General features: G+C 54.9%; 27 protein-coding genes. 2 read left to right on the plus strand and 25 right to left on the minus strand.

The window, feature by feature from the left end; genetic code table 11:
• Positions 1 to 74 precede the first annotated feature (74 nt).
• The 5 genes from M0651_RS10780 to M0651_RS10800 are packed head-to-tail and all read right to left on the minus strand — an operon-like array spanning position 75 to position 3,197.
• The gene (locus M0651_RS10780; RefSeq protein WP_248551753.1) at positions 75 to 389 is read right to left on the minus strand and encodes a hypothetical protein; all 315 of its coding nucleotides are present in this window, start codon (positions 387 to 389) and stop codon (positions 75 to 77) included.
• Positions 390 to 426: 37 nt separating this feature from the next.
• Positions 427 to 1,053 (minus strand): NUDIX hydrolase, encoded by a 627-nt coding sequence (locus tag M0651_RS10785; RefSeq protein ID WP_248551754.1) that lies wholly within the window; start codon positions 1,051 to 1,053, stop codon positions 427 to 429.
• 29 nt (positions 1,054 to 1,082) lie between these two features.
• Positions 1,083 to 1,874 carry a lipid II flippase Amj family protein gene (locus M0651_RS10790; protein WP_248551755.1) on the minus strand — a complete coding sequence of 264 codons (792 nt, stop codon included), beginning with the start codon at positions 1,872 to 1,874 and terminating at the stop codon, positions 1,083 to 1,085.
• Positions 1,875 to 1,914: 40 nt separating this feature from the next.
• Entirely contained in the window at positions 1,915 to 2,523 is a 609-nt protein-coding gene (locus tag M0651_RS10795) for a GNAT family N-acetyltransferase (RefSeq protein ID WP_248551756.1), read from the minus strand.
• 53 nt (positions 2,524 to 2,576) lie between these two features.
• Positions 2,577 to 3,197 (minus strand): class I SAM-dependent methyltransferase, encoded by a 621-nt coding sequence (locus tag M0651_RS10800; protein WP_248551757.1) that lies wholly within the window; start codon positions 3,195 to 3,197, stop codon positions 2,577 to 2,579.
• 158 nt (positions 3,198 to 3,355) lie between these two features.
• Between M0651_RS10800 and M0651_RS10805 the strand changes: the two genes are divergently transcribed.
• A complete protein-coding gene (locus M0651_RS10805; RefSeq protein ID WP_248551758.1) occupies positions 3,356 to 4,054 on the plus strand; it encodes a hypothetical protein in 699 nt (232 codons plus the stop codon).
• A gap of 72 nt (positions 4,055 to 4,126) precedes the next feature.
• Here the strand turns inward: M0651_RS10805 and M0651_RS10810 are convergent, their stop codons facing one another.
• The 15 genes from M0651_RS10810 to M0651_RS10880 all read right to left on the minus strand — a co-directional run bounded on the left by M0651_RS10810 (position 4,127) and on the right by M0651_RS10880 (position 19,668).
• Entirely contained in the window at positions 4,127 to 5,092 is a 966-nt protein-coding gene (locus M0651_RS10810; protein ID WP_248551759.1) for a hypothetical protein, read from the minus strand.
• 126 nt (positions 5,093 to 5,218) lie between these two features.
• A complete protein-coding gene (locus M0651_RS10815) occupies positions 5,219 to 5,776 on the minus strand; it encodes an HAD family hydrolase (protein WP_248551760.1) in 558 nt (185 codons plus the stop codon).
• Positions 5,773 to 6,801 (minus strand): ABC transporter ATP-binding protein, encoded by a 1,029-nt coding sequence (locus M0651_RS10820; protein WP_248551761.1) that lies wholly within the window; start codon positions 6,799 to 6,801, stop codon positions 5,773 to 5,775. Before M0651_RS10820 ends, M0651_RS10815 begins: the two co-directional genes overlap by 4 nt.
• Positions 6,794 to 7,954: an ABC transporter ATP-binding protein gene (locus M0651_RS10825; RefSeq protein ID WP_308195495.1), complete on the minus strand. Its 1,161-nt coding sequence runs from the start codon at positions 7,952 to 7,954 to the stop codon at positions 6,794 to 6,796. Before M0651_RS10825 ends, M0651_RS10820 begins: the two co-directional genes overlap by 8 nt.
• Positions 7,915 to 9,144 carry an ABC transporter permease gene (locus tag M0651_RS10830; RefSeq protein ID WP_248551762.1) on the minus strand — a complete coding sequence of 410 codons (1,230 nt, stop codon included), beginning with the start codon at positions 9,142 to 9,144 and terminating at the stop codon, positions 7,915 to 7,917. The genes M0651_RS10825 and M0651_RS10830 overlap by 40 nt, the downstream gene beginning before the upstream one ends.
• 3 nt (positions 9,145 to 9,147) lie before the next feature.
• The gene (locus M0651_RS10835; protein WP_248551763.1) at positions 9,148 to 10,146 is read right to left on the minus strand and encodes an ABC transporter permease; all 999 of its coding nucleotides are present in this window, start codon (positions 10,144 to 10,146) and stop codon (positions 9,148 to 9,150) included.
• Positions 10,147 to 10,268: 122 nt separating this feature from the next.
• The gene (locus M0651_RS10840) at positions 10,269 to 12,251 is read right to left on the minus strand and encodes an ABC transporter substrate-binding protein (RefSeq protein ID WP_248551764.1); all 1,983 of its coding nucleotides are present in this window, start codon (positions 12,249 to 12,251) and stop codon (positions 10,269 to 10,271) included.
• Positions 12,252 to 12,357: 106 nt separating this feature from the next.
• Positions 12,358 to 13,380 carry a LacI family DNA-binding transcriptional regulator gene (locus M0651_RS10845; RefSeq protein WP_248551765.1) on the minus strand — a complete coding sequence of 341 codons (1,023 nt, stop codon included), beginning with the start codon at positions 13,378 to 13,380 and terminating at the stop codon, positions 12,358 to 12,360.
• Positions 13,381 to 13,593: 213 nt separating this feature from the next.
• A complete protein-coding gene (locus M0651_RS10850; RefSeq protein ID WP_248551766.1) occupies positions 13,594 to 14,115 on the minus strand; it encodes an HXXEE domain-containing protein in 522 nt (173 codons plus the stop codon).
• A gap of 152 nt (positions 14,116 to 14,267) precedes the next feature.
• On the minus strand, positions 14,268 to 15,005 hold the full coding sequence (locus tag M0651_RS10855; protein ID WP_248551767.1) for a sulfite exporter TauE/SafE family protein: 738 nt from the start codon (positions 15,003 to 15,005) through the stop codon (positions 14,268 to 14,270).
• A 120-nt stretch (positions 15,006 to 15,125) separates the two neighbouring features.
• Positions 15,126 to 16,088, minus strand: a complete 963-nt coding sequence (locus tag M0651_RS10860) for an alpha/beta hydrolase family protein (RefSeq protein ID WP_248551768.1) — start codon at positions 16,086 to 16,088, stop codon at positions 15,126 to 15,128.
• Between the two features lie 127 nt (positions 16,089 to 16,215).
• Positions 16,216 to 17,673: an amino acid permease gene (locus tag M0651_RS10865; protein ID WP_248551769.1), complete on the minus strand. Its 1,458-nt coding sequence runs from the start codon at positions 17,671 to 17,673 to the stop codon at positions 16,216 to 16,218.
• Between the two features lie 70 nt (positions 17,674 to 17,743).
• The gene (locus M0651_RS10870) at positions 17,744 to 18,286 is read right to left on the minus strand and encodes a DUF2812 domain-containing protein (RefSeq protein ID WP_248551770.1); all 543 of its coding nucleotides are present in this window, start codon (positions 18,284 to 18,286) and stop codon (positions 17,744 to 17,746) included.
• Positions 18,283 to 18,600 (minus strand): PadR family transcriptional regulator, encoded by a 318-nt coding sequence (locus tag M0651_RS10875; RefSeq protein ID WP_248551771.1) that lies wholly within the window; start codon positions 18,598 to 18,600, stop codon positions 18,283 to 18,285. Before M0651_RS10875 ends, M0651_RS10870 begins: the two co-directional genes overlap by 4 nt.
• Positions 18,601 to 18,762: 162 nt before the next feature.
• Positions 18,763 to 19,668, minus strand: a complete 906-nt coding sequence (locus tag M0651_RS10880; RefSeq protein ID WP_248551772.1) for a LysR family transcriptional regulator — start codon at positions 19,666 to 19,668, stop codon at positions 18,763 to 18,765.
• Between the two features lie 117 nt (positions 19,669 to 19,785).
• Between M0651_RS10880 and M0651_RS10885 the strand changes: the two genes are divergently transcribed.
• On the plus strand, positions 19,786 to 21,066 hold the full coding sequence (locus M0651_RS10885) for an amino acid permease (RefSeq protein WP_248551773.1): 1,281 nt from the start codon (positions 19,786 to 19,788) through the stop codon (positions 21,064 to 21,066).
• Between the two features lie 58 nt (positions 21,067 to 21,124).
• Here the strand turns inward: M0651_RS10885 and M0651_RS10890 are convergent, their stop codons facing one another.
• Genes M0651_RS10890 through M0651_RS10910 form a run of 5 tightly spaced genes read right to left on the minus strand, consistent with a single transcriptional unit; the run spans position 21,125 to position 23,429 of the window.
• Positions 21,125 to 21,358 (minus strand): hypothetical protein, encoded by a 234-nt coding sequence (locus M0651_RS10890; protein WP_248551774.1) that lies wholly within the window; start codon positions 21,356 to 21,358, stop codon positions 21,125 to 21,127.
• A 41-nt stretch (positions 21,359 to 21,399) separates the two neighbouring features.
• Complete coding sequence (locus tag M0651_RS10895) at positions 21,400 to 21,906, minus strand: GNAT family N-acetyltransferase (RefSeq protein WP_248551775.1); 507 nt, start codon at positions 21,904 to 21,906, stop codon at positions 21,400 to 21,402.
• Positions 21,903 to 22,397: a GNAT family N-acetyltransferase gene (locus M0651_RS10900; protein WP_248551776.1), complete on the minus strand. Its 495-nt coding sequence runs from the start codon at positions 22,395 to 22,397 to the stop codon at positions 21,903 to 21,905. The genes M0651_RS10895 and M0651_RS10900 overlap by 4 nt, the downstream gene beginning before the upstream one ends.
• On the minus strand, positions 22,390 to 22,899 hold the full coding sequence (locus M0651_RS10905) for a cupin domain-containing protein (protein ID WP_248551777.1): 510 nt from the start codon (positions 22,897 to 22,899) through the stop codon (positions 22,390 to 22,392). The genes M0651_RS10900 and M0651_RS10905 overlap by 8 nt, the downstream gene beginning before the upstream one ends.
• A gap of 26 nt (positions 22,900 to 22,925) precedes the next feature.
• Complete coding sequence (locus M0651_RS10910; RefSeq protein ID WP_248551778.1) at positions 22,926 to 23,429, minus strand: GNAT family N-acetyltransferase; 504 nt, start codon at positions 23,427 to 23,429, stop codon at positions 22,926 to 22,928.
• Positions 23,430 to 23,473 lie beyond the last annotated feature (44 nt).

A 23,473-nucleotide genomic window follows, 5' to 3' on the forward strand; every position in this document is an offset into this window, starting at 1 on the left:
AGTAGACCTAGCAATAACTATACCAAAATCAGCATGAAGTTGGATAGAATAACCTGCTTCTTTTATGGGGGAAATCAAGCGAAGATATTGGCGTAGATGATGATGCCGACATAAGGAACCACCCATAACAAGGGCAGCAGATTCCACCAAACCGCTTGTTTATATTTCCCCTTAGCGAAGTAGGTCCATCCTAGAATCAGGCCTAGCAGCAGCCCCCCGGGATAAGCCTGGAGGTAGGCGAACAACGCTCGGATCCCTGGATTCACCTCGCTGGAATCTCGAAATAAATAGGCGGAGATCCCCAGCACCACCAGCCACGCGATGGAAAACATCAAATAAACGAGCTGCGACAGGATCAGGAAAATCAAAGTTTTGCGTTTGAATGACATGGGATTGACCTGCCTTCCTTCATCGGGAATGGTGTGCCTAATCAAGCCATACTTCGGTTCCGTGACGCAGGTCGAATAAGCGTTCAATTTGCTTCGACGTATTTCTCCCTACGGACAACGGCGGTAATTCGTATCGGCCGAAAAATCCGACTTCCAGCGTCTCCATTCCAGCTTCCGCTTGCCCCCCTGTGATCTCGCACAAAATAAACATTTTGTAGATATGGAAAGCTTCGGGAGGATGCTCATGGAATTTCTTGTCCAACACGGCCAACAATCGCACGGGGACGACGGCGAGGCCGGCTTCTTCCTTCACTTCCTTGACGACGACTTCCTTCGGCGAAAGACCGATGTCCGCCCAACCGCCGGGAAGGGCCCAAGCCCCATCAATGCGTTCTTTGACGAGTAAAATCCGGTCATCCTGAAATACCGCGCCGCGAACATCAACCTTCGGGGTGGCATACCCGCTTTCTCCGGCAAACAGGGACTTTATTTTCTCCGTCTCTACTTCCGTGTAACGGGCCAGAATGTCCACGCTGAGTTCGCGGAGCATCTCAAAACGCTCAAGGTCATACATATCTTTGGAATAGGCTAACCCGGCCTGGCTAATCGCCTGAATCTGCTTGGCCCATTCCAGCCATAACCGTTGCGGAACCGAGTCCGACATCGCATCTCAACCTTTCCTATAGAAGTGATCTAGATCCATTGCACCGCCATGGCGATCAAATGGGCTGCCGGCAGGATAATCGCTTGTGCCGCTAGCGTCCCCAGAAATCTCGCGCCCATCAATAAAATATAGATCCTCCCGAGCTGCTGCCGGGATTCCTCCTGATGCAGCGCGCGTTCGGTGATCAACCCGAGCTGCGGATCGATGAAGATCGTCAACAGGATGGTTGCCACGCCGTTAATGATGCCGGACGCTTGCGAAGCGGTCGTACTCAGCGCCGGCACCAGATAAGCGGCGAACAACGAAGCCAACACGCCAACCGTATAAAAGGCGGTCACCGCGATATTCAACAAGACGAAGCGTTTAGGCACCCCAAGCAGACGAAAGGAACGGAGGTGCAGGCTGGGTTTGCGAAAATAATGCCTTGCGTTTTTGAGCTGCGTGACCGATACGCTCGTGACCAGCTTGGGCAGGGATCCCGCCGCCTCCAGCTTGGCGATCACGCGTTCAAAGAGATTCACGCAGGTGGGAAACAGAAACATCGCCAACAGCGTTCCGGCAGAACCGGCCAACAGGATGATCCGCAGCGTATCCATCACCTGAAAATCGGGATGCTTCCTGGCATAATCGATAAACGTGGCCGTCATCGGTGCCTGAAGCATATTCGCCGTTCTGGATACAAGCACGACGATCCCGGTCAGAGACAACGCAACCACGATTTTGTTCAATTTCACGCCGGCATAACGGATCGAATACGATAGGGTCTCAGCTGCATGAATAATCATGGTTTGGATACATACAATTACCAGATTGGTGGTCAATTTATTCCCATCTCCACTTAGCTTCCCTCGGTTTCAGGTTTCATTGCCGTACTTCAATGCGCTTCACAAATTTAACCATCATCGTTCGGTAATCGAACAATACTTCTTCCTTGTCCTCGGTATACACAAACCCATTCGATTTATAAAAGAGCGTGCCGATGCCGTTCTCGCGCTCGCACCAGGCGTAAATTTCTTTGATCAAGGGGTTCTGGCGAATCAGCTCGTTCAGCAAATGCTTGCCGATGCTCTTGCGCTGATGCTCCTCTAAGATATAGAGTCGGGTCAGTTCGCTGACTCCTTCATCCGGCTCCGACAATTGACCGAAACCGACGATCTCCCCTTCCCATTCCGCAACCAAAAACTTGCGAGACGATTGCGCCTCATCCAAGGTAATACTTTGCTCCAGACTGCTTTTGGCATAGGCATGGGTCAAGTACGTTGCGATGAAATGCTCCGGATAAATCGTTTCGTACGTGCTGTTCCAGGTTTCCACGGCCACCTCGCGAATGCCTTCGATGTCGTTCAGCCTTGCCGGACGGATCAGCAGTGAATCCATCAGCTTCAATCCTTTCTCTTCCTGAAATAACTGGACCCAGCTTTGGATATGGACGATCTCCAGCCGGGTCGGATGTCGAAAAGTTATATTCATGCCGTTTTACAAATCTATGATACACTGTACTCGGCGGGGAAAGCTACCCCCAATCATGAAATCGCTTTCTTTCTAACAATGTAATCGACGAAGCCTTGTCTGATGCGTTCTCCTTCAAAAATTCTTTCTAGCACCCTGTCCTCTTTGTACAGGATCTCCATATCGCTCAGAAGCGCATCCGGTTCCCCCGGCTCGTAATAGGAATGAATGACCGGCTGATCATCGTCAAATTGTTCGTGCTCGTGGTTGCCTACATCGGGTCCTTGCCCGCAGCGGAAGTCGTTCGTCGTCAAAAAATTAACGAACATCAGGCCGCCCGGCATCAAGACGCGTTTTAACTCTTCGACCGATTGTTGGACCTCTTTTTTACGCATATGAAATATCGAATTGTACGAGTAGGCGAATCCCATCGATTGATCCGGAAAGTCCAATTGGCGCATATCCCCTTGGCGGATATTCAGGGTTTGGCCCTTTCGTCGGCCATAGTCGTTAGCCAATTCACATTGCCCCGGATCCGCATCGATGCCGTAAGTGGTAAAACCGTATGCGCTAAACAAGCTCAAGGGAGGCATGTCCCCGCCTGCCCCGCAATCCAGAATACGCCTCGGGCTGTTCGTTTCCAGGCAATAAGCCAGAAACCGGTACAACGGAACTTGCTTGAATATTTCTTGCACGGCCATCACGCTCCAATAAATATGTAATTTCGTTCACAAACATTATATTAAAGAATCGGCGATAGATATAGGAAAAACCCTTTAATTGAGGTTAATACAGCGATAAACAACATGTGCTAGGCTGGGGAGAGAAAATGAAACCGAAGGAGGCTTTCAACATGCTGGAGAATAACGTCAATTGGCGGGAGCTGGCCTTTCATCATATCCCGCGCATGCTGATCGACGAACGCGAGCCATTCCGTCCCGTCCGAGTCGGCGTCACGGTGCTGACCGAGACCGGACCGTCTCCTTCATTCAAGCGGATGCTGGAGGTGGACGGCGAACGTGTCGGGGCTGTGATCGAATATGCGGTTTATTGGGATTACGATATTACCCATCTCTACGATCTGGAACACATGTGGATCTTCCTGTCCCCGCAAGGTACCGTTGTGGATTGTGAAGCCAGCTTCCACGGGACGTACCTGAAAGGCATCGCTCCCGGGAAAACGAATGTAGGGTCTAGTGGACGAATCAGCTTGTATTGCCAACCGGGAAAACATGCCTATTCTGCGCTCCGTGAGTTGTTCGACCTGCTCCCGAGCTTGCATCAAGCAACCGGGGAGCATGCGGGCAAAGACGGCGTTCTGGAGCCTGACATGCTGCGCGGCACGTACAAGACGCTGCCCGATGCCGACGAGCTGGCGGCTGAGCATCTCCGCGGCTTCCGGTTCGACATCGCCGGCACCTATATCCCGTTTGAATGGACTCCCGATCTGCTGGTATGCTGGGAGGAACTGAAGCGGGAAATTCCTGCCCGCATGAAGGACCTGCTGAACCGGCTGCGCGAGCAGAAGCACTCCGGCGCCTCAAGCCGATAATCCGTCACATGAACCCAAAAAGCCTTCCGGACGCGGATCGCCGCGTCTGGAAGGCTTGACTTTTATTGACGATCAGCGGTAAGGGTTACGGAGATAATTCAGGGCAAATTCGCCGAGATTGCCGAAGTAAATCGATACTAGCTTGGCCGGATCGGTTGCCAGTTCTCCGCCGAGCAGGTTGCCGCCGTCATTCTGGTCGTCCCAGCCCCAGGGGGCATTGGCGCCGCCCGTGCCGTTGTTACCGTTAAAGGCTCCCCAGCTTAAGAAGGTTTGCGGGTCATTGCGATGATCCCAGAAGCCGCCCGCGGCGAAGGTGTCCACCAGCTGGTACTTCACATCCCGGTCGTTTCCGTTTTCCGGCACCTCGCCGGCACCGCGGCTCGGATAGTAGTATACGACGTCTGTATTGGCATAGTTCGTCCCGTCCCATGCTTTGATCCCATGCGCTTTCGCTTCCTGGAACGTCACCGGATGATCCGCTCCGTCATAGCTTTGGAACCGGACGGCGCCGTCGATCGTCTCCTGGCCGTTCGTATAGGAACCGCCGCCCGGTTTAAAGGAGTAGAAGTCTTTATGGGACGTCGTGACCATCGCTTCCAGTTGGCCATATTCCGATCCATCCTTGCGGACGACCGTCAGCAAGCCTTCCATATCGTTCTCATGCTCGTCAAGCCCGAGAAACGGGAAATCCGTCCAATCCCGCGGGTGATAGAAGCTGTATAAAATGAACCAGTGCGTCGGCGTTTCCACGATGGAATAATAAGCCGTGCCCTTGAGCCGGTTCACGTCTACGGCCTGGTTTTCCCAGTTGTTCGACGTATTCCAGTCCCCGTCGAAATCGATGGCGGATAAATAATCGGCATCGTAATCCGTGCTGTCCGTGTCTTGGATATGCACAGGCGCCCAACGGTAAGCCAAATCAACGTCGCTGGCCGCCTTCGTCGTTCCGGCTGGGATGATCGCGCCGCTCAAGGCAAGCGCCAGCATCAGCACGGCAGGAATCGCTTTCTTGGTCCATTTTGTCCGTATGGATTTCACGTAGGTCCAGTCCTCCTCTTCATCTCATCCTTGATTTGTAAGACGATTGACTCCTCTGCGTTATTCTCCGGTGACTGTAGCTATCTCTTTCATATCTGAAGCTTCTCCCCTCTTGGCCTCACCTCCTTAGAAATGGATCCTATACTGCCGCTCGGCTTCGGCATTAAGCCGTTCCGCCAACTCCAACAGCTCCAGCGGCTCGTTGATGACATAATCCGGGTGTTCGCTGTCGTCGGCTGGCGTACGCGGGTATCGCGGTGTCCATGCCAGGTGCACCGAAGTAATCCCCAGTGCATTCGCCCCCTTCACGTCACGGCTCAAATTGTTGCCGACCATCGCAATCCGGCCGTAATCGGCTTCTGTTAAGTCGAGCGCGCCTACGGCCGCTTTAAACATGCGCCGATCCGGTTTGCTCGCCTTGATCGTTTCCGAGTAAATCATTGTATCGAACAATTCGTAAATGCCGTTTTGCATCAATATATTTTTGAACGACTGGGCTAACCCGTCGGCGACTAAGGCCAGCGTGTACCCTCGATCAGCCAGCCTCTTTACCGTCTCGCCCGCGCCGGGGATCAGCTCCGCCGACAACACGACATCGTGTTCGTCTCTGATTTCGGTTCCTTCGTCGATCAACGTGTCGCCACAATCCAAAAACAAAATCAAGGTCTTTCGATTTTCCTTCATAATAGAACCTCCTCCTTTCGTTCGAGTGCCTCGAGGGGAGCGCCTTTCAAATCGAGTTCCGCAGCGTAGTGGCACGCGGCCAAACGGCCCTTCGAGATTTCGCGCAGCGCCGGAACCTCGGCGGCACAGCGCTCCGTTCGGAAACGGCAGCGCGGATGGAAGGGACAGCCGGACGGCGGATGGGCCGGATTCGGTACCTCTCCTTCGAGCAGGATGCGCTCGCGTCTACCGTCCGGATCGGGAATTGGCACTGCCGAGAGCAACGACTCCGTGTACGGATGCAAAGGGCGCACGAACAACGCCTCTTTCGGCGCGAGCTCCACGATCCGGCCGAGATACATCACGGCGACCCGATCGGAAATATGCTCAACGACGGACAAGTCGTGGGAGATGAAAATATACGTCATCCCGAGCTGCTGTTGCAAATCCTTCAACAAATTGATGATTTGCGCCTGAATCGATACGTCGAGCGCGGACACTGCTTCATCGCAGATGACCAGCTTCGGTTCAGTGACCAGCGCGCGGGCGATGCCGATCCGTTGACGCTGGCCGCCGGAGAATGCGTGGGGATAACGGCGAAGATACGCCGGATTCAAGCCGGTTTTTTCGGCGACGTCCGTCACCCGTTCCTCCAGTTCGCGGCGGGTGAGCTTGAAGTTGGCGCGCAGCGGCTCGCTGATGATATCGAAGACGGTCATTCGCGGATTCAATGAAGAATACGGGTCCTGAAAAATGAGCTGAATATCCTTGCGAATCCGTCTGAACGCTGTGTTATCCGCCGAAAGAAAATCTATCGTTTCGCCGCCTTCGGCCGTGTACAGCACCCGGCCTGAGCTGGCCGAAAGCCCGCGGGCGATGCAGCGGCCAAGCGTCGTCTTCCCGCAGCCCGACTCGCCGACCAGGCTGAATACCTCCCCGCGGTTCACTTGAAACGATACGTCCGATACGGCATGAATGGGCGATGACTTGCGTGCCCCGGGATACTGTTTAGATAGCTGGTCAACTTGCAGCAGTATGTCAGCCATGACGGAGCCCCTCCTCCCGAACTTCTTCCTCGCCTATGCCGTCTGCTCCGCCATAGAGAAAGCAGCGAACCTGATGGCCTTCGGTCACTGTCGTCACCGGTACGTAGCGCCGATTGCAGATGCCTTCGATTCGTTCAGGGCAGCGGTCGTAGAAGCCGCACATCGGCGGCAAGCTTAGCGGCAGCGGCACCGTGCCTTCGATGGAGGCAAGACGCGTTTTCGCGTTGCCGATCCGCGGCACGGAGCGCAGCAGTCCCCGCGTATAGGGATGTTTCGGATTCCTGAACAGCTCCTTCACCGGAGCTCGCTCGACGATGCGGCCCAGATACATGACGGCCACCTCGTCGGCCGTCTCCGCAACGACGCCGAGGTCGTGCGTGATAAACAGAATCGCCATGCCGAACTCCCGCTGTAACTGCTTCATGAGCTCCAATACCTGCGCCTGGATCGTCACGTCCAGCGCCGTTGTCGGCTCATCAGCGATCAGCAGTGAGGGGCGGCACGACAGCGCCATGGCGATCATGACGCGTTGCCGCATCCCCCCCGAGAACTCGTGGGGGTATTGGCGAAGCCGCTGCCTGGCGTTGCCGATGCCCACCCGATCCATCATGTCGAGGGTGATTTCCTCCGCTTCCTTGCGGCTTCGGGTGCGGTGCAGCAGCACGTTCTCCATGATCTGATCGCCGACCGTATGCAGCGGCGATAATGCGGTCATCGGCTCCTGGAAGATCATCGAGACGATGCCGCCGCGAACGGCGCGCAACTCCTTGCTGCCCGGCTTCAGCCGCAGCAGGTCAAAGCGGCTGCCGCGAATGCCGCCGGGAGCGCCAGATGACCCCGCGACGCCAGTCGGCGCCAGCCAAATTTCGCCGCCGATTTCGGCATGCTTCGGCGTCAACGCCAACAATGCCCGGCCAGTGACGCTTTTACCGCAACCGGACTCTCCGACGAGCGCCAGCGTTCGGCCGCGGCCAAGCGCCAGGCTGACGCCGTCAACGGCCTGCACGACGCCGGCCGGAGTACGAAAACCAACGCGCAGGTCCCTAACCTCCAGCATCGGCGGCTCCTGCGTTTCCCTATCATGTAACCTCTCCGCTCCTTGACGTTGCAGGGTTACATCGACATCCGTTTGCCCTTGCTCCGGTTGAACCATCTCTGCTTCTCCTTTCGATTGGCCGATTTCAATCCGCTCTCGTGGCTATACGGGTCCGCCGCATCACGCAAGCCGTCCCCGAAGAAGTTGAAAGCCAAGACAACAATAATGACGAAGATCAAGGGAATCAGCTTCCAAGGATATAACGCCACGTTCTCAATCTGCTGAGCTTCCTGCATCAGAACGCCCCAACTCGTTGCAGGCGACCGGATGCCAAGCCCAAGGAAGCTCATCGCCGTTTCGCCGATGATCATGCCGGGGATGGCCAGCGTTGCGGCCACGACCAAGTAACTGATGAAGCCCGGAACCAAATGCACAAAGATGATCTTCAAATCGCCGACTCCGGCAATCTTGGCGGCAGTGACATAATCCTCGGCCCGCAAGGCGATGAATTTGCTGCGTACGACCCGTGCCAGACCGGTCCACTCTATGAACGCCATAATGATCGTAATGTAGAAGAACATCTCAACCACGCCAACCCTCGGCGGAATCGCTGCGGCCAGGGCCATCCAGAGCGGCAGCGTCGGGAAGGAGCGAACGATATCAATGAACCGCTGGATGACCGCATCGACCCTTCCGCCAGCATATCCCGAGATACCGCCAATCAAGAGTCCCAGTACGAAGCTGATCGACACGCCGATGAGCGGGACGGTCAATGATACCTGGCTGCCCAGCACGACCCGCGAGAACAGATCGCGCCCCATGCCGTCGGTACCGAATAGGAATATCCGTCCCGGTTCGTCAACGCCGAATAAATGTACATTCGTTTGGAATACGCCAAGGAACGTATACTCTTCACCACGCACAAACAACTTGATCGGGAACAGCTTTGACGGATCTTCTACAAACCGCTTGCGCAGCGTTTCCGGATCACGTTCGGATTTGAGGCCGTATACGAACGGCTGCAGGTGAAAATTCCCTTCCGCGTCGACGAAGCGGACCACGGTGGGTTTGCTGTTCATGTATTCGCTGCTATAGTTTTCTAACCCCTGCGGTGCGATAAAGGGTGCGAATAAGGCTAAGGTGTACATCATCGCCAAGACTACCGAGCTGATGCGCGCCAGCTTGTGCCGCTTCAATTCGCGGTACATGAGGCGCCAGTGGGATGCCGATTGGTCGGGCCTTGCCGCCGCTCGGACGGAGCGGGCATTCCGAAACCGGCGAATCAGCGCTTTCGCTTGCGTCACCATGCATTAGGCCCCCTTCCGTTCCAGCCGGATCCGCGGATCTAGCAAAGCCAACAAAATGTCCGAAATCAATGTTCCGAGCAGCGTGAATACCGCCATTAACAGCAACCAGCTACCGGCCAAGTACATGTCTTGGCTCAGCAGCGCCTTGTGCATTACCGGCCCTTGGGTCGGCAGGTTCAGCACGATCGCGGTGATCGTCGATCCGGTGAATATCGTTGTCAGCGACCAGCCGATGGTACTGATCACCGGGTTGATCGCCGCGCGGATCGAGTACTTCACCAGAATACGCCATTCCGGCAATCCCTTGGCTCGGGCTGTAACAATATGAGGTTTCGTCATTTCATCGAGCATCTGACCGCGCATAACACGAATCAGCTCGCATGTATTGGAAGTTCCGATCACGATGACCGGAATGATCATATGCTTTAGCAAATCCAGCCACTTGGCATAGGTCCACGGTGCTTCTGCGAACTCCGGGGAGAACAGGCCAAGCATCGGGTCGCCCCACCAACGAAACGACAGGAACATCAAAAGGATGGCGAACAGGAAATTCGGCGTCGCCATGCCGAGAAAGCCAATCCCGGTTGACAAATAATCGAACCAGGAGTATTGCTTGACCGCGCTTAGCACACCAATCGGAATCGCAATGATGTACGTAAACAGCATCGTAAAGATGGAAACTAGCAGCGTAATGCCCATATACTGCCCGATAATGTCGGCAACCGGTCGGTTATAACTAAGGGAGTAACCGAAGTCGCCTTCGGTGAGAATGCCCGTGATCCAGGTAAAATACTGGGCGTACCAAGGTTGGTCCAGGCCGTAAGCTTCGCGCAGCTGAGCCAGTGCCTGGGCGTCCATAATCTCCCCGCTGGTGGACATCTTGGCGGCATACCCGCTGATGAAGTCACCTGGCGGAAGTTGAATGATGAAAAACACGATCATGGAGACGACGAGCGCCACAGGGATCATCACCAGCGTTCGGCGTGTTATGTATCGTACCATTAAGCATTGGCTCCTTTCGGTCAATCGCTGTAAATACCCATAAGGAGAGCCCGGCTAAGGGCGAGTGTTTCATCAGGCTCCAAATGCCGGGCCCCTCCGGGCATTGAACAAATGCTTGTCGGTTACTCGAGGAAGAATTGCGCCGGATGCGCGTGTCCCAAACCGCGGAATTCGTCGGAGAACACTAGCTGCGGCACATTTTTCAGATTGTTTTTTGCCACCACCAACACAGGCGTTGGCGCCGTATAACCGATGACCCACTGATTCTTCTGATGAAGCTTGATGATCTCGTCCGTCCACTTCTGCACTTCTTCCTTGGTCTTGGACGCTTTGACTTTATCCCAAAATTCCAAGATCCTGGCGACGTCTCCCTCCGGCTTTACGCCTTCCTTGCCTTGCGACGATGTATACAGGCCGTAATGTCCGAACCAAGGCGTAATGACCCGCAGCGGCACGAGTTCGTCCGGACGGTAAGCGACGTTTACAACCGTAACCGTTTTAACCGTCACCGGAATTTCGTTTGCGTATTTCAAGTCGAAGAAGCTTCCTTGATCAACGATCTTGACGTCGGTTTTCAGGCCAATCGCCTCGTAATATTTGCGGACCAGCTCGATGAATTTCTCGTTATCCGCCGTATCTTCTTGATAGATGGTTAACGTGAGATCGGAGCCATCCTCAAAGGTGCGGAATTTCTTCTGCGCATCCCATTTCAAGCCGATTTCGTCGAGCAGTCCTGCGGCGCGGTTGGTGTCATACTCCGTCCACTGCTGCGACCAGCCCGGCTGCTCGTTTGGCAAGCCTGCCGGTACTGAAGCCTGACTTGGCTCGCCGAGGCCGTTCGTGATGATTTCGGACACTTCCTTACGATCCACGGCAACCGACAGCGCTTCACGGAACCGGATATCCTGGAACAGCTTGCGAAGTTTCGGATCCTTCGTCGTTTGGTTGAGCTGCACGCCCGTGCTCGACCAGCTTGGCGTCGTCCAAGGTATGACGCGGTAGCCACCCTTTTGTTCATTTTCCTTCAACACCGTAAAGTCAGTAAAATCAAAGGTCGAAGCCTCGACGTTACCGGACATCGTCTCTAACAGCTTATGGCTCTTGTCCTGCATCTTGGTCAATACAATGCGGTCGATGTAAGGCAGTTGGTTGCCCTCGGTATCCGTTTTGAAATAATACGGGTTGCGCTCCATAATAAATCGATCGCTGTTCATGTCATTCGTGGCGACCCATGGGCGCAGCGTCGGGCGTTGCGGGTAAAGCCAATAGTAATAACCGGTCCAGACCCCGAAGTTTTTCAAGTCCTCGAAGCCGTATTCCTTTGCCTTTTCCAGCGCCTTCTCCTCACCGATGAATTCGGGAAGGATCGTCTTGTAATAGTGCGCCGGCGCAAAAAACCACTTATTATCGATGGCCAGGCGTTCCAGGAACATTACGTTCGGATGCTTGAATGTGACTTTGACCGTGTAGTCGTCCACTTTGGTGACTTCTGCGCGGGCTTTTTCCCCCGTCGCCGGATCTACGGAATAGTAGCAGTCGTACAACGCTTTCCCAAAGGTTTCAGGAATCAGCATATGCTCCCAATAGAACACCACGTCGTCCGCCGTAAACGGTACACTGTCCGACCATTTCATCCCCTTGCGGAGATAAATGGTGTATTCGGTGGCTTCGGCGTTCACGTCGTAGCCTTTCGCCACGTTCGGCTCCACGCCGGACCCGTCCGCTTTAAAACGGAACATCGCTTCCTCGGTGACCATACCGATCCCCCACTTATCGTCAGGACCATTCCAGGGGTAATGCCACTCGCCTCCGTATTTGCCGATTTCCTCCGCTACCGGTTCAACCATGACGTCATCCTTCTCCGGCAATCGTTCGCCTACCGGCTTTAGCTTCCCCGCATCCACCAGTTCCGCCAGCATCGGCGCTTCTTTGAAACCGGTCGCTCCGGCCGACACGGCCGTCGTGCTCGTCGTTTGGGCGGCTGCCTCCTCCGATTGTTTTTCCGCTTCGCCGTTACTGTTCTGTGCCCCGCCGCCGAAGCAGCCGGACAACAAAGTCGCGAGAAGCACCAGCGCCATCCCTAGAACTGAAATCTTTTGCCGCAAACCAATCTCCCTCCACTCTCTTGATCGATCTTTTATGTATTTTCACGCTGCTCCCCGGTTAATGCGAAGGGACCAGGCGGGAAAACCGTCGTTGCTTCCTCCGAACCTAGCGGAGAACCGGGGCGCAGGAGGCCCGTTCCGCCAATCGGCTCTGAATAATCACCTGCTTTACCAGCGGCTCCTTGGCCTGCAGTTGTTCGATTAACAGCTTAGCCGCTTCCTGGCCCAGGACTTCCCCGTTCAGTTCGATGCAGGTGAGAGGCGGGTTGAATTCATTCGGATACACCGTATTGTTGTTGAACGCGATGACCGACAGGTCTTCGGGTACCGTCAGCCCAAGCTCGGCCGCTGCGCGGTACACGCCCAGCGCGATCTGGTCGGTGTCGGCTATTACGGCGGTAAGCGTCGGATCGGCCTGCAAATATTTTTTAGCGGTAACGTATCCATACTCCACCGAAGGAACGGACTCATCACGAAACACCGTAAGCCGTCCGTCCGGCTCCCATCCTCTTTTGGCGAATGCCTGAAGATATCCGGCTTTGCGGTCCTGGCTGACCGTGTGCTTCCTCACCGCGTTCAGGAACAGGATATTCCGGTGGCCCAGCGACAGCAGATAGTCGGCAGCCGTCTCCGCCGCCTGAATGTTATCGTTGTTGACGTAACACAGCTTCGTTTCGAAAGGGGCAGGCGGTTTGCCGATAATCGTCATCAACCTTCGGTTTGCCATTCTTTCCTTGATTCTTGTGTCCACCGCCATCGGGTCGAGGATAATCTCCCCGTCCACCGGCTCCGAGGTCATTTGCGTCACCTGCCGGCGATAATCGTCGGCCAACGTGTCGATCAACAGACGATACCCCTGACGGTTGCATTCCTTCAACACCCCGTTGATGAACGAAATGTTGTATTGGCTGAATTTCACTTTTTCGCTGTCCATCACTATGCCGATAATCCGCGTCTCTTTGGTCACCATGCTGCGGGCAAAATAGTTAGGCCGATAGTTCATCTGCTCGGCCGATATCAATACTTTTCGCCGGACCGCTTCGCTTATCGCCCGTTTCCCGCTAAACACATTCGACACCGTGCTTTTGGACACTCCTGCAGCTTTCGCCACGTCATTCATATTGGTCATTGCTTGTTCCTCCACTTCCATTCCAAATGTTAAACTAGTTTTGTAATTGGGATATTTCCCCAATGTTTATTTTTGCGTTTTTTTCGTAAGAAAGGTTACGGAGAGTCTCAGGTTGTGTAAACTAGTTTTATCGCTTCGGCAGGCAACAAAAAAACCCGCCTATATGGCGGGGAAGATAACAGGTATGCAAGAAGTTCACAGAGACGATTGCCGCTAAGATTTCACCCAACGTTTGCCCAGTTCGTGGCCGACCAGCACCAACGGTACGACAAGCAGACCAACCGGAATGCTCAGCAGGATCTCTCCCCAGGTAACCAGGTTTTCATAGAGTAACCGGTGAAACAGCAAAAGCGAATAAGGAAGCACGATCAAGACCGCGGTGACGACGCCCGGCGTGTACATTTTCAGATATACCGACTGGGCCACGTGGGTGAACACATGCAAGAAGAATAACGTGTTAAACGATAGAAAAATAAAGAACCTTCCCTGCTCCGCCGCCATCAGCGTAAACGGAACAAAGACGATAAATTCCAGCAGCACGGCCACGGCAAATTGACTGCTGGTGATGTTAAGCATCTGCGTCAACGAACGCTTCATGCGCGGCGGGACTGCAACCGCGACCTTATGCCGATTCCGCTTCGCCCAAGGCCCCACCCAGATAATCTCCTCCATGTCATGGATGACGAACGACACGAGAAACAGCCAAACCAGGGATGTAACGCTTAAGTTGTCCATCCATTAAACCTCCTCAATGTCCCGTTCAACCGCCTGCTCGATCCTTATCACGCCAATCCCCCTTATCGCGAACGATTAGCAAACCACATTATGTATAAAAAATCGTATAAACCACGGGGATGCTGGATCGCCCGACCGAATCACGGTCGTGCCTACCCCGTCACGACCCCGAGGATCGTCCAGAGTCCGGAGCCGAGGATCAGCCACAGGGCGATTCGCTTAAACCGCTGCTCGTCGAGTTTCTTAAGCGCACGAATGCCGACGAACACGCCGACCAGCATGCTCGGGACGAACCATGCCGTATAATGGAGCGTCTCCCGGGTTAGCAAACCGCCGTAAAGGTAGGTCAAGATCGTCACGATGTTAAGGAAGATCCCGTACACCGAAATATTTGCCCGAAACGTCTCCTTGCCTACGCCCTGGTTCGACAGGAACAAGGCAACCGGCGGCCCGCTCATCGAGATGCTTCCGTTCAGCAGCCCGCTTAACGCGCCGATCGGCAGGTAAGCCAGCTTATCCCGCTTGACCGGAAACGATTTGCCCGCCAACTGGAGCGTTGCGACGATGATAATGAGGACGCCTGTTACCAGCTTCAAGGTGTCCCCGCTCAGAAACAGCAAGAGATACGTTCCAAGCGGAGCCGCCAGCAGACTGGAGAGGATCAGAAGCCAAATCTTACGAATGTCGGCGTGCCTGTAGCAGCCGGCGAATACAATCCCATTGGTGCATAAACTCAAAATCACGACGATGGGCACGGTCTGCTGCAGCGGGATGATTTGCCCCAGGATCGGCGTCGCGATCAGCGCAAAACCAAAACTCGTCAGCCCTTGGGTAAATCCGGCGGCTAATATGACGACGACTCCAAGCAAGATAAGTACGGGCAACTCCATGATTACGGGCTCCTTCTGGGGAGAAAATTCCTGAAGACATGCTCCGTCTACTTTACCACCATCGGCCGGTTCCTTCCATGCCCAATCTCCCGAACCGGCCGAAGAATCTGAAGAACCTCGTTACGTCGCCGGCTGCAAATAACGTTTAAACCACGCCGAAATCTCCTTCAGCCGGCGAATCCGGTGCGCCGGTTTGCCCGAGCGGGACAACTCGTGGTTTTCGCCTTTAAACAGGCATAACCGCGACTCCACGCCGTGCATTTTCAAAGCGGTAAACATTTGCAGCGCCTCCGCCTGCCAGCACCGGAAATCTTCGTCGGAATGGAGAAACAAGGTTGGGGTCTGCACGCGGTCTGCATACTTCAGCGGAGACTGTTCCCACATGCGCTCCACTCCGTCCCATGGCGTCGAAGCGGTTTGATCCATGGCGAAATAATAGCCGATATCGGTGGTACAGCACATCGAGATCCAATTGGAGATGGAGCGCTGCGAGACGGCGGCGGCAAACCGCTGCGTATGACCGATGATCCAGTTCGTCATGAACCCGCCGTAGCTGCCGCCGGTAACGCCCAGCCGCTGCGGGTCGATCGCGGGGTAAGCCGCCAAAGCCCGATCGGTGAATTCCATCAGGTCATCGTAATCGATCGTGCCGTAACGGCCGCGAATATCAGCAAAATCGTCCCCGCGTCCATCCCCGCCCCGCGGATTGCTGTATAACACGAAGTATCCTTCACTCGCCCATAGCTGCATTTCATGGAAAAACACGGTTCCGTATGCGGTTTTCGGTCCGCCGTGAATGTTCAGGATCGCCGGATAGGTTCGCCCCGCCTCATAATCCTTCGGCAACAATGCCCAGCCGTCAATCTCCACGCCGTCCTTGTTCACGAAGTTGAGCGGCTGCGGAACTGCAACGTATTTACCATGCAGGATCGGATCATTGAATTGTCTCTCTGGATTGCTGGTTTTCACACCATATGCGGCATAGCTCCCGTTCGGCGAGAGTTGTACGGCCGACAGGAAACGATACCCGGTAAAGTCGTCAGGCTGCAGCGCTTCCGCTTCTGATCCACTCCTTTCCGGCATTTTATCCCATTCTACTATGCAGGGGTCCGGAACAAAAGAAGCGATGCTGAAATCAATAAAAAAGACCTTCCCCGACAAAGATCGGTGTAGGTCATTCGAAATTGGAAGGGTACTTATGTCCGATTTACTATTTGGGCTTGGCGGTCGAGTCCGGCGTTTCGCCAACATCCTCCCGTGCTTCGCGACTCCCCGTAATCTCCTCCGCCGCTTCCATTAGCGGCGCGGCGATCCGTGGTTGCGCGGACCGCACCGTTCCTCGGGCCCATCTCTCTTTCACCCAGTAGATCCCGGCGAGCAGCGCAACCAGACTGAACCCGACCACCAGTCCCGTTCCCTGTCCGGAAATGAAGGGCATGCTCACGATGATTCCGACCATACCGATGAGACCGGCCCAAGACGTATAAGGATAACCCGGAAGCTGACAGGCCGCTTCAGGAGAGCAAGGCGTCGTACGCCGCCAGCGATAGTGGGAGGCCAGGATGATAAAGTAGGAGAACAACAGCGAAAAACCGCCGCAGCTGACCAGGAAGAGGTAAACCTGCTGAGGAAGCAAGTAACCCATGGCCAGGCCGAACAGCATCGCGGCGCCGGAGAACAGGATGCCCTTGTACGGGATATCCTGCCGATCTTTCATCCATGCGGGAGCGTGGCCTTCCGCCGCCAGCGAACGCAGCATCCGGGCAAGACCAAACGTCGAGGCCAGCATGGTGGACAGAATCGCCGTGATCATCACGATATTGATCAACATCCCGGCCCATCCCATCCCCCAACGGGTCAGGGCCAATACCAGCGGGCTTTGGTCCGCGATCATCCCCTGCGTCGGATACAACATGAGAATCACGGCGATGGCGGCGATATAAAGAGCCACCAAGCTGACCAAGGTCATATTAATGGCCCGGGGAATCGTCTTCTTCGGGTTCTCGACCTCGGAAGCGGCCAAACCGATCACCTCAAATCCGGCGTAGGTGAAAATTACGATCAGCATACTTCCGGCAATCCCCGCAAATCCGCCGGGAAACCATGCTACGCCTCGCAGTTCACCCGCGCTTGCGGCCGGAGTCCCGGGAACCCAGCCTGCGATCAGAGCCAGTCCGATCACGATAAACCCGACGATCGCCAGCAACTTGACCGCCGCCAGACCGCTTTCAAGCTTGCTCAGGTAGTCGGCGCCAAGCAAATTAAGCAGCGTGATCCCCACAATAATGAGCATGCCCATGGCAATCTCCGGGAAGTTCGGAAACCACTCCCGAAGAAAGGTCGACGCAGCAATCGATTCGCTGGACATCGCCAGAATCAAGCCGACCCAATACACCCAGCCGGTGATAAATCCGACGCCCCGGCCAAAGCTGCGTTCGGCATAAGTGCGGAACGAACCGGGCACCGGATCGGCTGCCGTCATCTCCGATAAGGCATAGAGAATCACGTAGACCAGCAAACCACCCAGGATGTACGAAAACAAGATACTGGGACCGGCGGCTTTGATCGCCACGCCCGATCCGAGAAAAAACGAACCGCCGACCACGGTCCCCAGTGCCAGCATCGTTAAATGAAACGTCGAGATCCCTTTTTCGCCCGCCTTGCCCACATGCACGCCTCCCTGATAAATATAGAAACTATAGGGAGTATTGGCTATTTCAAGCTAAAATATGTCATTCTCACATAGTCCCGTTGCGCACGCTCCGCTTGATTTTCCGCATGACCCAGCCGAGATAAATTGCGAAGCCCCAACCCAAAGCGGCCCCAACCGCATATGGAATCGTTTGGCCTTTATCCCACGCGTGAGAGACGATCCAACCCGTCAAAAGGGTGGCCACGATAGCAACGACGATCAACGAGAACGAGATTGCCCAAACGAATCGCTGATTTCTGGCCCGCAAGTTTTCCGCGTCGCTGAACGACTCAGGTCGCTCATCCGCATAAGGTTTGCGCCACACATATAGGTTAGACATGCGGCCGACGTATTCCCAGCCAAACTCCTCGTAGATCTGCTTATAACCTTTCTGAGGGACTGCCTGCAAATCAACGACGTAACGGTATCTTTCCGGGGTTCCCTTGACGAAGCGCATGGCCATGGAACTCCATTGCCCCACCTTAATTGGATGCCAACCCTCAGCTGCCAATCCCTCGAACCACTGCTCATACTGAGCCGGAACCACATAACGAAATGCAGATAATAATTCGACCCTGTTTTCGCTCATATCAATCCCTCCACATTATGATGAAGCTCTTGGATTCGCCTAGCTTCTTCCATCAAGATCTGTTTGCCCAGCTCCGTGCTTGCATAAAATTTCTTCCGGTCCGCCTCCCGGGTCGGCACGATTAGTCCGTCCTTTTCAAGCTTGCCAAGGCTTTGATAAATCGTACCCGCACCAAGAACGATGCGATCGTTCGTGATCTCCTTGACATGCTGCATGATGCCGTACCCGTGCCGCTCTTGCTGGAGAGATAGCAGGATGTAAAACATCGTTTCGCTCATCGGAACGAACCGCTTTTTCGCGCTCTCGAAATTCATGTTCCTTCCTCCATATATCGCGCCGTTTTATATCACGTTGTGATATAAATATACATCACGTTGCGCTACACGTCAAACCTCCCAATGTTTTACGAAAAAAGCCGTATCGCCAAAGCGATACGGCAGCGCCGTGATCTATCCTCATTCGGCTCATTTCCCATTTCAGAGGGCGGCTTCACGCCATCGCTCCGCTTGTTCCTGAACCATCGTGACGAATTGATCCAAAGCGGGGGAGCGCCATTTCTTGCGGTGCAAGGCCAACTGCGTCGCGACTCGCTGGGATGCGTCGTTCCAGTTCAGCTTCACCAGTTTGCCTTCCGCAAGTTCGCTGCGGACGGTGATCAGCGGCAAGAAGGAAATTCCCAACCCGGACATCACACACTGTTTGATCGCTTCGATGCTCCAGAACTCCAAGTTCGGATCGGGAAAAACGCCGTGGCTGTTCAAGTAATGCTCAAACAAGGTTCGATAAGAGCAGCCGCTTTCGGTATGCAGGATCGTCTGATCCTTCAGTTGGGCCGGAACGACCTCCGGCTCCCCGCTTAACGGATGATCGGCCGGAGCAACCAGAGCCATCGGCTCATGGATGAGCGTTTCGATGTGCAAATCCCGGTCCTCCACCTCCGGCTGCAGCAAGAAGGCCACATCCAGCTCTCCCGAACGCACGAAATCCCGTAATTCCCAGCATTGACCCGGCTTTAGCACGATCTGTACCTGGGGATAACGCTGCCTGTATTGACGGATGACCTCCGGCAACCGGAACGCGGCCAGCGATTCCGGTGCGCCGATCTTCAGAGAGCCGGCCATTTCGGCTTCCGGGTGCAGCGCGTTTTTGGCCATCTCGTGGATCTTGGCGATTTCTTGGGCGTAGGGCAGCAACCGCCGCCCCGCGTCAGTCAAAACGATCCTCCTGCCGATTCGATCGAACAACGGCAAGCCGATTTCCGCTTCCAGCGCCTGAATTTGCGCCGTGACGCTGGATTGCGCATAATCAAGCTGTTGCGCGGCCCGGGTAAAGCTGCCGGCTTCGACCACCACCAAAAACGTAAACAAATGACGGGACTCCATAAGTACACCTTTCTTCCATCGGAAATTCAAATGGATAAAATTCGATAATTCTGTTTTTCCTATGGATCTATTATCTGATACGCTAGAAAAAAACACAATGAAAGCAGGAATCGCTCCATGAAGGAAACAAGCAGCAAACTCCAAAAAGGGATTGGCCTGCCGCAGGCCATCGCATTATACATCGGCGCCGTACTGGGCTCCGGCGTCTTGATCGTGCCGGGGCTGGCGGCGGAGATGGCCGGACCGGCCTCCTTGCTCGCGTGGGGGTTCATGACGATGCTGATCTTGCCTATGGCGTTGTCGATGGGACTCCTGTCGGCCAAATATCCGAATGCCGGGGGCGTATCCCATTTCGTAACCTTGGCTTATGGAGAGAAGGCCGGGACGCTCGTCGGCTGGTTCTTCCTGATGTCGGTGCCGATCGGCGCGCCGGTCGCCGCATTAACCGGCGCCGGATATTTGACCGCAGCGCTCGGTTGGGGCGAAGGGGCCAAGCTGGGCGTGGCCGCCGCGATGCTGGCCGCCGGGCTGTTGACGAACTGGATCGGCATGCAGCTTGCCGGCAAAATCCAGATCGCCGTCGTCATCGCGATCGCCTCCGTTCTGATCTTCGCTTTCGGGGCCGCGCTGCCGCGGATGGAAAGCGTCCATTTCACCCCGTTTATGCCGCACGGCTGGCTCAGCGTCGGTCAAGCAGCTTCCATGCTGTTCTGGTGTTTCATCGGCTGGGAGGCGGTATCGCACATGTCCGAGGAGTTTAAGGATCCGCAAAAGGCGGCGATCAAAGGAGTGACCGCCGCCGCGATTATCGTAGGAATCTTATATTTTCTGACGGCGTTAGCCACGGTCGGCACGCAAAGTTACTTGAAGGGCGGATCGGACTCCTCCATGGTCTGGATTATCAGCCAGCCGTTGGGTTCCTGGGGGGGCATCGTCGCCGGGGTTACCGGGCTGTTCATTTGCATGGCTGCGATCATCGCCTATACCGGTGCTGCTGCCCGGGTCGCTTACGCCATGTCCCGCGAGGGAAATGCACCAAAATGGTGGAACGGGTTATCCCCGCGGTTTCATACGCCAACCGGGTCGCTCTTGTTCCTCATGTTCTGCTTTGCCGCGGTCATGCTGCTATACGGAATCGGGGCCGTATCCCTAAGCACGTTGATCCAGTTCCCGAACGCGACCTTTATTCTGACGTACATGGGCGGCTGCGCAGCCGGGATCCGGCTCTTGAAAGGCAGCCGTGCCGGCGTCGTCCTCAGTTGGATCTCGTTTGCGGCCACGGCCGCCGTATTTCCGTTCACGGGTTGGGCCATGCTCTACCCGCTGCTGGTCACGCTATTGTTTCTCGTGATCCGGCTGCGCTTCAGCCGGCGGAAGGCCGCATCGCTGGATGCCTAGCTAGAGACTGGCGGGTCGAGGCTACGATGGGCCGGCAAACTGTCCATCGTAGCCTTGCTCATATCCGCCCCTCGTCGAAGTACGTGACCTCCGCACCTTTGGCCACGATAGAGCTAATCCCTTCCGGGTAGTACGGCATGAGCGCATCAGCGCGATTCAATTCCACCCAAGCGATGTTTAAAATCTCGTCCGGACGGGTGATCTCCAGCTCGCCTCCGGCAATTTCCGCCCGGAAGGTAAGCAATATCACATGCTCCTCTTTCTCCCTATGTACGAACTCATTAACAGCCACGATCCCGTGCACCTTGACCTCCAGTCCCGTCTCCTTAAGGGTTAGGCTGGGAAAATTTTGCCCATATAATATTCATCGACGTATTTCCCATCCATTCGGATGGAATTTCGTTTGACGCCTTCCACTTCAAAACCCATTTTCTTATAAAGTGCAACGGCCCGTTCGTTCGGGACCATCACCGTCAATTCGAACTTCGTGAGTCCGGTTTGCGAACGCCACGCCTCGGCCGCCTCGAACAAGGAAGTCCCAAGGCCCTTTCCGGTATGGGCTTCAACGATGCCGACGACGAGGTAACCGACATGCTTCGTTTTGTTGGCGTTCCCGCCGAAAACGGCCAAATAACCTACGAACTCTCCCTGATCCTCCGCCACCAGAATCGTGGATCGGCCTTCGGTCAGGATCGATTGAATCCGGTCCCGCTGCGCCTCTACCGTCGTGGTCCGTTCCCCGGGTTCATAAAGCATAAATTTCGTTTCCTGATCCAACCGCAAGCAAAGACGCAAAAAACGCTCGGCGTCGTCCTCCCTGATTTCTCTAATTTCAATCATCCGGTTCTCTCCACCTTGAAATGATAAATATGTTGCATTCCCATTGGTCCCATTCGGGTTAAGCCGCGGTCTTCAAATCCGATTTGAAGGTATAGCCGTTGCGCGGCAAAGTTCCGTGCGTTTACGGCCAGCACGATTTCATCGACTTCCGGGAAATACTCCCCCACGAAGGCGGGAAGCTGCAGCATTGCCGCTTTGGCGTACCCTTTTCCCTGTTGCCTGAAGTCGACCGATAAAGCCCGTAAGATAATGGCCCGAGGATTGTCGACCAACGACGTGATTTCCGCGTTCAGGTGCAGTACGAAGAATCCGACCGCTTCCCCTTCCACCGACAGGATGACCACCGGATATCGGTTTGGATCCTGGGCCGCCGCTTCCAAAGCCTCGTCCGGCAGCGCCGTAAACACGACCTGCTCGGAAGGGAGCTCAAATCGTTGGAGCGCTTCGAAATCCTCCTCGGCATAAAAACGAAGATGCGATCGGCTACTCATTCTCTTTCCCGCGCTCCTTCGCCGCCCACTTGTCGGCAACCTGGCCCTCGCCCTTGAAATAATCCACTTGGCTGGAGCTTTCGTAAATTTCCTGATAAGGCAAAACATTAATTTTCCCCGAGTCCGGATACTCGCAGACATCCAGTCCCATATTCGTACGAATATCCAGGTACTTGCACGGTTGTTCCGTATGATTAAACAGCTGGTGTGCCCCTGAGGGTCCCATTTCGAAGAATGCGATGTCCCCGGCCAGTAATTCCTGATGCCCTTCCGGTGTTCGAAGCAACGCGCTCCCCTCCAGAATGACGAAGATTTCCTCGGCATTGCGGTGAAAATGATAAGGATAGGAGTACTTCCCCGGATCCAACGATCGGATATCGAACGTCAAGTGCTTGGAGCCGGTCAGCTCCGCCAAACGTTCGCTGGTGTGCCAAGCAAACTCCGGAATGGGCGATTGCTTCAGGTGATACGTAACGCGGTCCGCATGAAAAAGATGTGCCATGTTTCTCCCCCTAGATAAAAAATGCCTTACAACGAAAAGGTTTGTGCCAGAACGTCGTGGAGACCGGGCAGCCCCTCGATTTCCACGCTTTCGATCGACTCGACGAATGGAATACCGTGCTGCCGGTAAATCTTCTTCCAGAATGCAACGGCAACGGCGTTATTCTGCAACTGCTCCACCCGGATCCGGCCCGAAAGGCGCCGCAAGATTTCGGATACGGCCGTTTCCGCCGTTTTTCGCCCGCGATATTTATGCAGCACGAACATCTCCTGCACCGTAAAATCGATATCCTCGGGCACAAACGGCGGTGCGCAAACCAGAATGAATCCGGCTACCTTTCCCGAACAATAAATAAAATAAGGATGCAGTTCTTCCCGCTCCAGATAAAGGTACGTGTTCGCCAGATCGAATCTCCCGTCCTCGCCCGGCTCCTCGCCGGTGAAAGCCGACAAATCATGCAAGTACAAATTAAACAAATGAAAGAACAGCGACTTTTGAGACGGTAAAATTTCCGCGAGATGAACGTCCACGCTGAACCCCTCCTTGGTTTCGCGAATTACCTTCCTCATGTGTC

It is taken from the genome of Paenibacillus mellifer (assembly GCF_023195895.1).
GTDB lineage: Bacteria > Bacillota > Bacilli > Paenibacillales > Paenibacillaceae > Fontibacillus > Fontibacillus mellifer.

What these genes read in the sequence shown, in the direction of transcription:
- M0651_RS10780 (WP_248551753.1), bottom strand. Translation starts at nt 389, where the DNA reads ATGTCATTCAAACGCAAAACTTTGATTTTCCTGATCCTGTCGCAGCTC.
- M0651_RS10785 (WP_248551754.1), bottom strand. Translation starts at nt 1,053, where the DNA reads ATGTCGGACTCGGTTCCGCAACGGTTATGGCTGGAATGGGCCAAGCAG.
- M0651_RS10795 (WP_248551756.1), bottom strand. Translation starts at nt 2,523, where the DNA reads ATGAATATAACTTTTCGACATCCGACCCGGCTGGAGATCGTCCATATC.
- M0651_RS10805 (WP_248551758.1), top strand. Translation starts at nt 3,356, where the DNA reads ATGCTGGAGAATAACGTCAATTGGCGGGAGCTGGCCTTTCATCATATC.
- M0651_RS10815 (WP_248551760.1), bottom strand. Translation starts at nt 5,776, where the DNA reads ATGAAGGAAAATCGAAAGACCTTGATTTTGTTTTTGGATTGTGGCGAC.
- M0651_RS10820 (WP_248551761.1), bottom strand. Translation starts at nt 6,801, where the DNA reads ATGGCTGACATACTGCTGCAAGTTGACCAGCTATCTAAACAGTATCCC.
- M0651_RS10825 (WP_308195495.1), bottom strand. Translation starts at nt 7,954, where the DNA reads ATGGTTCAACCGGAGCAAGGGCAAACGGATGTCGATGTAACCCTGCAA.
- M0651_RS10830 (WP_248551762.1), bottom strand. Translation starts at nt 9,144, where the DNA reads ATGGTGACGCAAGCGAAAGCGCTGATTCGCCGGTTTCGGAATGCCCGC.
- M0651_RS10835 (WP_248551763.1), bottom strand. Translation starts at nt 10,146, where the DNA reads ATGGTACGATACATAACACGCCGAACGCTGGTGATGATCCCTGTGGCG.
- M0651_RS10845 (WP_248551765.1), bottom strand. Translation starts at nt 13,380, where the DNA reads ATGACCAATATGAATGACGTGGCGAAAGCTGCAGGAGTGTCCAAAAGC.
- M0651_RS10850 (WP_248551766.1), bottom strand. Translation starts at nt 14,115, where the DNA reads ATGGACAACTTAAGCGTTACATCCCTGGTTTGGCTGTTTCTCGTGTCG.
- M0651_RS10855 (WP_248551767.1), bottom strand. Translation starts at nt 15,005, where the DNA reads ATGGAGTTGCCCGTACTTATCTTGCTTGGAGTCGTCGTCATATTAGCC.
- M0651_RS10860 (WP_248551768.1), bottom strand. Translation starts at nt 16,088, where the DNA reads ATGCCGGAAAGGAGTGGATCAGAAGCGGAAGCGCTGCAGCCTGACGAC.
- M0651_RS10870 (WP_248551770.1), bottom strand. Translation starts at nt 18,286, where the DNA reads ATGAGCGAAAACAGGGTCGAATTATTATCTGCATTTCGTTATGTGGTT.
- M0651_RS10875 (WP_248551771.1), bottom strand. Translation starts at nt 18,600, where the DNA reads ATGAATTTCGAGAGCGCGAAAAAGCGGTTCGTTCCGATGAGCGAAACG.
- M0651_RS10880 (WP_248551772.1), bottom strand. Translation starts at nt 19,668, where the DNA reads ATGGAGTCCCGTCATTTGTTTACGTTTTTGGTGGTGGTCGAAGCCGGC.
- M0651_RS10885 (WP_248551773.1), top strand. Translation starts at nt 19,786, where the DNA reads ATGAAGGAAACAAGCAGCAAACTCCAAAAAGGGATTGGCCTGCCGCAG.
- M0651_RS10895 (WP_248551775.1), bottom strand. Translation starts at nt 21,906, where the DNA reads ATGATTGAAATTAGAGAAATCAGGGAGGACGACGCCGAGCGTTTTTTG.
- M0651_RS10900 (WP_248551776.1), bottom strand. Translation starts at nt 22,397, where the DNA reads ATGAGTAGCCGATCGCATCTTCGTTTTTATGCCGAGGAGGATTTCGAA.
- M0651_RS10905 (WP_248551777.1), bottom strand. Translation starts at nt 22,899, where the DNA reads ATGGCACATCTTTTTCATGCGGACCGCGTTACGTATCACCTGAAGCAA.